This window comes from Sphingomonas sp., assembly GCF_019242355.1.
GTDB lineage: Bacteria > Pseudomonadota > Alphaproteobacteria > Sphingomonadales > Sphingomonadaceae > Sphingomicrobium.
Genome location: NZ_JAFAVR010000080.1, coordinates 1 through 6,722, shown reverse-complemented (window position 1 = coordinate 6,722; position 6,722 = coordinate 1). Strand labels below are relative to the sequence as shown.

Here is a 6,722-nt window from a genome sequence, read left to right as displayed (position 1 = left end):
GCGCTGCAGCCGTTAGCTGCCTCTGTTTTTTCACTGGACGATGACGACGCGCTGCCTGGATCAAGCACGCGAGCGCTCCGTCCGGCAGTCCGGGCGGAGCGTCGGGTGCGGTCAGTCGCCGCTGCGCTTGTTCGGGCGCGACCAGATGAGGTTGTAGCTCTTGCCGTCCTCGTCGTCGAAGAGGTTGGCGTAGATCGGAGCCGTAAAACTCGGGTCGTCGAGCTTGAGGCCGGTCAGTCGCCGTTGCTCTTGCGGCTGCGGGACCAGATGAGGGTGTAGCAGTCGCCGTCCTCGTCGTCGAAGAGGTTGGCGTAGATCGGCGCGTTGAAGCTCGGGTCGTCCAGCTTGACCGAGAGATAGTCGCGGCCGTTGTTGGAGCGCTTCGACCAGGCGGCGCCGATCTCGGCGCGGCCGACGAAGACCCGGTGGCTGGGGGCGTTGTCGCTGCCCCGGTTGGCCTCAGGGACGATGCGGACGGCTCTCGTCTGGACGCTCAGGGTGACGATCTCCCCCTGCAATTCGCTGCCGACCTTCTTGAAGGAACCGATGTTAGCCATGTCACTTCTCCTTAGCTGTTTCGAGCCCGCGACCACCGCGGCCTCGATGGCGATCGACAGGCCGGGGACGATCGACGACGCACCCGCTCGCGGGCCGGAGCGCAGCGGAGGATGACGGCGGGGAGACTTTCTTGCCTCGCGCGGAATGGGTTTTGGCCCAGGGGAAGAAAGTCGATCCGACGGCGTTGCGGCTCAGGCGATCGAGGCGCAGCCGGTCTTCGGCCAGATCAGGCCATCACGAGGCCAGGTGCGTCCGTGCTTGAACAGCATCCTCGGGAGAAGACGTGGCGGATGTCGGTTGTCCTGCACAAGACGTCGGACAGTCCGGGCGTAGAGAAAGAAACCGTGGCGTAGGAAAAGGCGGGATCGTTTGCCGCGCACGTGCTGCAACGAAACGCTCTGTCCTATGGGTCGCGGGCCGTCAGAGATCGGACTGACGTTGACGAAGCGCGCATTCGACCTGGGCCGCATGCTACGGGACGTGAGCACGTGTTCCTGAAGCGCCCGATCGTCAACGCAAGCTCAGTCGACGATGAGGACCATGCTCATCCCTCGCGCGTGGCGGCCGTCAGAATCGGCTGAGGCCCGTCTCGTGAGCCCCGCTCGGCCGCAGCGGGAGAGATTCTGCGAAGACTGTCATCCGCGCCCAAGCCGTGCCGCCGATGAAGAGCGCGCCGACCCAAGCGAACACTTCGCGCCAGACGAGCGATGGAACGCCGATCTGCGAGAGTCCTAGAACCGCATGATAGCCGGCAATCGCCGCCGGAATCGCGAAGGCGGCGGCGATGGCGGCGCGCAGCGGCAGCGGGCGAACGACCGCGAACGCAATCTGGCCGATGCCGAGGGTGAGAGCGCCGACGACAATGCCGACAAGCAGCGCGCCCAGGACGCCCGCCCCGCCGTGAAATGCGGCCATGCCAGCGGTCAACCCGACGAAGAACGGCAGCGCATAAACCGCGAGCATGAAGATCAGCCAGCAAAACAGGCCGATCCCGAACATGCTCAGGATGAGTCCGATGACGAGCATGGTGGTGCCTCCGTGACAAAGATTGTGACGGTCGCGCCTTCCACCACCACCACGGCGCGCCCAAAGAATAGCAGATGGCGAACTGGGTTGGAATCCGGATATTAGTCCGGTATCCCCTGTGGACCTGTGGAGGGAGGTAGGTCGCGCATGACATGTGAACTGAAAGAGCGGTTGCTCGCGAGCTACCAGGCGACAACACGGAGCTTTGCCGCCGCAGTTGATGAGTTGCACCGAAACATAGGAACGTCATCGCTGAACGAGTATCAGCGGCTTCAGCGATTGACGGACGAGGCGCGCCTGAAGTCAGAAGAGGCGCGCCTAGCACTCGAAAATCATGTGGCGACTCATCATTGTTGAGCCACGAACGTCGGAGAACGGGACGGCGCTCACGCGCCGCCCTCGCCGAATTTCCACACGGGAATGCCGAGCTTTCTCGCCTTATCGGCGAGATTGCCTTGGATGCCGGTGCCGGGGAATACCAGGACGCCGATCGGCAAGACCTCGAGCATCGCATCGTTGCGCTTGAAAGGCGCGGCTTTGGCGTGCTTCGTCCAGTCGGGCTTGAACGCGATCTGCGGCACCTTGCGACTGGTTGCCCATTTGGCGGCGATCAGTTCGGCACCCTTCGGCGATCCGCCATGCAGCAGCACCATATCCGGGTGCTTGGTGTGGACCTTGTCGAGCCGGTCCCAGATCAGGCGATGATCGTTGAAGTCGAGCCCGCCGGTGAGCGCGATCTTCGGTCCTGCCGGCAGCATCACCTCGGTCTCCGCACGGCGTTTGGCGGCAAGGAAGTCGCGGCTGTCGATCAGCGCGGCGGTCAGAGTGCGATGGTTGACCGATGATCCGGAGCGGGGCCGCCAGGGCGAGCCGGTGTGGACTTCGAAACGCTCGGCGGCCTGATCGCGAAAGAGTTCCATGCTGTCGCGGCGTTCGATCAGCGTGATGCCCTCGGCGGTGAGCCGCTCGAGTTCGACCGATCGCACCTCCGAGCCGTTCTGCTCGCGCTGACTCTTCTGCTGCGCCTGCTCGTTGTCGTCGAGCTCGCGGCCAATGCGGTCGATGGCGCGGTGAAACAGGTTGACGGTCGACCAGAGCAAGTCCTCGAGGTCCGGTTCGAGGCGCGTATCGCTCAAAGTTGAGACCAGGGCATCAAAGATGTCGGCGACAGCGCCCGCGACGGCGTCGCCTTCGGGAAGAGGTCTCGGGTCCGGCTCGTCGTGGAAAGGACGGAAGCCATAGAGCTGAAGCTCGTTGAGGACGCGATCGGTCGGAGATGAGCTGTGCGGCGGTTCGAATTCGGTGTCGTCGTGGTTGGTCGTCATGGTGAGGCCCTTTGCCGGATGAGCCGCGCCCATCGCGGCCTTCGTGGCGATCACCAGACGGCGGGCGGAACGGACCTGCACCCGGAGCGAAGCGCAGGGCCGAAGCGCAGCGGAGGATGGCGAAGCCCGGCTATTTTGTTTCGCGCTGCAAAGGCCCGAAGGGCCGGCGGAAAATAGCCGGGCGCAGCCATTGCCGGGCCGGGCCGGCTGCCGTCCGATCGCCCTCTAGAAGGCCAGGGGCGCGACCCTGTCCGGCATCATGCGCCTCGCCCGACAGGCTACGAGGACATCGAAGGGCCGACGTTCACCCCGTCTCGGCGGTCGCCCACAGCAGGAAGCGGACGACGTCCTGTGGCGCGAGCTGGGTGCGCAGGGCTGCCCGAAGGGCGTCGATGCCGAAGGTGCGAAGATCCTCATTGAAATCGCCCAGCCTGGGCGACCATGCGATCGCCTCGATACCGGCGCCGTTGGCACGCTCCGTCAGAGCCGTCACCGCCGTGTCACCGGCCGCGTCGGCGTCGCGGGCGATGTAGAGCCGGCGTAGCGTCAGCGGGAGCAGAATGGCGGCAAGGTGGTTGGCCGAAAGCGCAGCGGCCATCGGCAGGGTCGGCAGCACACAGCGCAGCGATAGCATGGTCTCGATGCCTTCGCCGGCCGCGAGCACGTCGTTCGCCACACCGAAGCGTACCGCGTTGCCGAGGAGGTCGCCCATCGCCCGTCGCGGCGTATCGATTGGCGCCTTGCCGAGACGAATGTCGTCGAAACCGTCGGGATCGAGCCAGGTGCGATGCGCGCCGGTGATCCGGCCGTCGAGATCGGTGACGCGCGCGATCATCGCGGGCCAGGTCTCGGTTGGTGAGTCGATGTCCGGGCGATAGTAGCAGCGCGGGTGGAAACGCAGGCTGCCGGCTTCGTGCAAAGGCGTAATGCCGCGATTGCGCAAATACGCTTCTGCGAGAGTCCGTGCGATCGGCTGCGACATGGCGAACAGCCGCCGCGCCGCCTCCGGCGATCCAGTCTGCGCCGATATGTGCTCCCGCTTGGGCGATGGCTCCGGGTCCAAACGAGGTAAGCTCAGGAAGCGTCGTGCTTCGTCGGCGACTTCGTGGAAGTCGACAAGGCCGCAGCTCTCGCGGATCACGTCGAGTAGGTCGCCGTGCTCGAACGTCGCGGCGTCGGTCCATTTGCCGGCCGGTCCTTTCGGTGAGTCCTTGAGCCGGACGAACATGGATCTTCCCGGCGTGTTGCGGGCGTCACCGACGAGCCAATAACGCCCTTCGCGCCGGCCGTTGGAAAGATAATGACGGCACACCGCCTCGGCCTCGCGCGCGAGACGATGCGCCAGTTCGGAAGCGTCGCGCGGCGTCACGCGGCCTCCCGCTCGCCGACGCGCTCGATCGCATAGCGTTCCAGGACCCTCGCCAGAATCTCGGCGCCGCTCGCGTCCGTGGGCACAAACATGCGCAGCTTCCAGGAGATGATCTCGTGGAAGAGGCCGTAGGCCTTAAGCCGGTCCCGCATTGTGTCGGTAAAGCCCGAAAGTTCGATACGGGCGGCGCCCATGACGCGAACGCGGCGGAGCTGGAGGCCTTCCGCGAGATCGAGGATGGTGCGGCCGTCCATGAGGGCGGCGAAGGCGCTCTCTGCTGTGAGTGTGGGTGCGTCCGCCGCGAGCGCAGTGGCGACCCAAGCCGGCGAGACCTTGCGGCCGATCATGCGTTCGCCCGTATCGGTCTGAAGCCGATAGACGCGCGTCGACTCGTTCGGCAGGCGCTTCCAGATCGGCAGCAGCAAGCCCGCGACGATATGGATCGTGCTGTCGGTGAAGGCGGGCACCTCGGCAAGCTCGGCCTGCCAAACGGTGGCGAAGCTTTCGCGATCGGCTTCCGCCCAGTGGCTCTCCGCCATCATCTTCAGGGGAAGGCTGTGGCTCTCCATAGGGCGAATCAGCCGCACGCGTCGCTCGATCTCGCCGTCGTCGAGCATCAGGCTCGGCGCCGGGACCTGAACGGCGGCTCGGCCGGAGCGCTCGTTGATGAGCAGGATGGCGCGCGGGTCGGAGAGGCGGCCGAGAGCGTCATCGAGCGTGACCGGGCGGTTGCGCCGCCGCTCGGTGATCGTGAGCAGCCGCGTCTCCGCGCCGGTGCTGGGATGGGTGTAGATCGTGCGCCGGTCGGTGACGACAAAGCTTTCGGCGCGCAGCGTTTCCAAACCGACATCGTAGGTGCCCGACGCGACCGCGCCTTCGATGCGCGCGGTGAGCAATTGTTCGAACGCGGTGAACAGCACGTTCTGCAGGTCGATGGTCAGCGCCAGCAGTCTGTTCAGGAAGGTGGTGATCGGCGGCAGCTCGTCCCTGATGCCGTTCGCGTCCGTGAGCTTGAGACCCGTGGCGTCCTCGAAGGTCTGAAGCGAGCAGCCTTCGACCTTGCCGCGCACCAGCAGCATGTAGAGCTGGCGCAGCGCATCGCGCCCGTAATGGCTTTCGAGATTGTCCTCGGGCCTGAACAAGCCCTGGCCGCCAGTCTGACGCTGGCCGCGCGTGATCGCGCCCAGCGTGTCGAGCCGGCGCGCGATCGTGCTGAGAAAGCGCTTCTCCGCCTTCACGTCGGTCGCGATCGGCCGGAACAGCGGCGGCTGCGCTTGGTTGGTGCGGTTGGTGCGACCTAAGCCCTGGATGGCGGCATCTGCCTTCCAGCCGGGTTCGAGCAGGTAGTGGACGCGCAACCTGCGATTCCGCGCCGACAGCTCGGCGTGATAGCTACGGCCGGTGCCTCCGGCGTCGCTGAAGACGAGAACGCGCTTGGTGTCATCCATGAAGGCGGCGGTCTCGGCGAGATTCGCCGAGGCGGCGCGGTTCTCGACGAGCAGCCGGTCGCCCTTACGGATGACGCGGCGCGACCGGCCGGTGACCTCGGCCACCATATCGGTGCCGAAGCGCTGTACGACCTGGTCGAGCGCGCCCGGCACAGGCGGGAGCGAGGCGAGCTTCTCGATCAACCGGTCGCGACGCGCGACCGCCTCACGGCTCTCGACCGGCTGACCGTCGCGATAGATGGGCCGGGACGAGAGATTGCCCTCGCTGTCGGTGAACGGCTCATAGAGCTGGACCGGGAAGGAATGAGCGAGATAGTCGAGCACGTACTCGCGGGGTGTGATGTCGACCTGGACATCGCGCCAGTCCTCGGTCGGGATCTCCGCGAGCCGGCGCTCCATCAACGCCTCGCCGGTCGAGACGAGCTGGATGACGGCGGCGTGGCCCGCCTCGAGATCGCGCTCGATCGAGCGGATCAGGGACGGCGTTTTCATGCTGGTCAGCAGATGGCCGAAGAAGCGCTGCTTGGCGCTCTCGAAAGCGGAGCGCGCGGTGGACTTCGCCTGGGCGTTCAACGTGCCGGTCTCGCCGGTGATGTTCGCGGCGCGCATCGCCGCGTCGAGGTTGTTGTGGATGATCGAGAAGGCGCCGGCGTAGGCGTCGTAGATGCGGATCTGCTCAGGCGTGAGCTGGTGTTCGATCAGCTCGTATTCGACGCCTTCGTAGGAGAGCGAGCGGGCGGCATAGAGTCCGAGTGCTTTGAGATCGCGCGCCAGCACCTCCATGGCGGCGACGCCGCCGTCCTCGATCGCCTCGACGAACTCGGCGCGCGTGGCGAACGGGAAATCCTCGCCGCCCCACAAGCCGAGGCGTTGGGCGTAGGCGAGGTTGTGGACCGTGGTGGCGCCGGTCGCTGAGACGTAGACGACGCGGGCGTTCGGCAGCGCGTGCTGAAGCCGGAGGCCCGCGCGTCCCTGCTGCGACGGCGCCTGCTCGCC

Annotated in this window: 6 protein-coding genes; all 6 read right to left on the bottom strand. The window is 66.0% G+C overall.

Annotated features, from left to right (window positions below; all coding sequences use genetic code 11):
* Window positions 1–111: 111 nt before the first annotated feature.
* A complete protein-coding gene (locus tag JOZ79_RS14105; RefSeq protein WP_366514791.1) occupies window positions 112–195 on the bottom strand; it encodes a hypothetical protein in 84 nt (27 codons plus the stop codon).
* Between the two features lie 38 nt (window positions 196–233).
* Window positions 234–557: a DUF736 domain-containing protein gene (locus JOZ79_RS03895; RefSeq protein ID WP_294070857.1), complete on the bottom strand. Its 324-nt coding sequence runs from the start codon at window positions 555–557 to the stop codon at window positions 234–236.
* Between the two features lie 568 nt (window positions 558–1,125).
* A complete protein-coding gene (locus JOZ79_RS03890) occupies window positions 1,126–1,584 on the bottom strand; it encodes a hypothetical protein (protein ID WP_294070855.1) in 459 nt (152 codons plus the stop codon).
* Window positions 1,585–1,970: 386 nt separating this feature from the next.
* Window positions 1,971–2,909, bottom strand: coding sequence for a DUF2493 domain-containing protein (locus JOZ79_RS03885; RefSeq protein WP_294070860.1), 939 nt, complete (start codon window positions 2,907–2,909; stop codon window positions 1,971–1,973).
* Between the two features lie 304 nt (window positions 2,910–3,213).
* Window positions 3,214–4,278, bottom strand: a complete 1,065-nt coding sequence (locus JOZ79_RS03880; RefSeq protein WP_294070853.1) for a toprim domain-containing protein — start codon at window positions 4,276–4,278, stop codon at window positions 3,214–3,216.
* Window positions 4,275–6,722, bottom strand: a 2,448-nt coding sequence (locus tag JOZ79_RS03875; protein ID WP_294070851.1) for a strawberry notch C-terminal domain-containing protein, incomplete at its 5' end; no start/stop codon positions are given. The genes JOZ79_RS03880 and JOZ79_RS03875, both read right to left, overlap by 4 nt.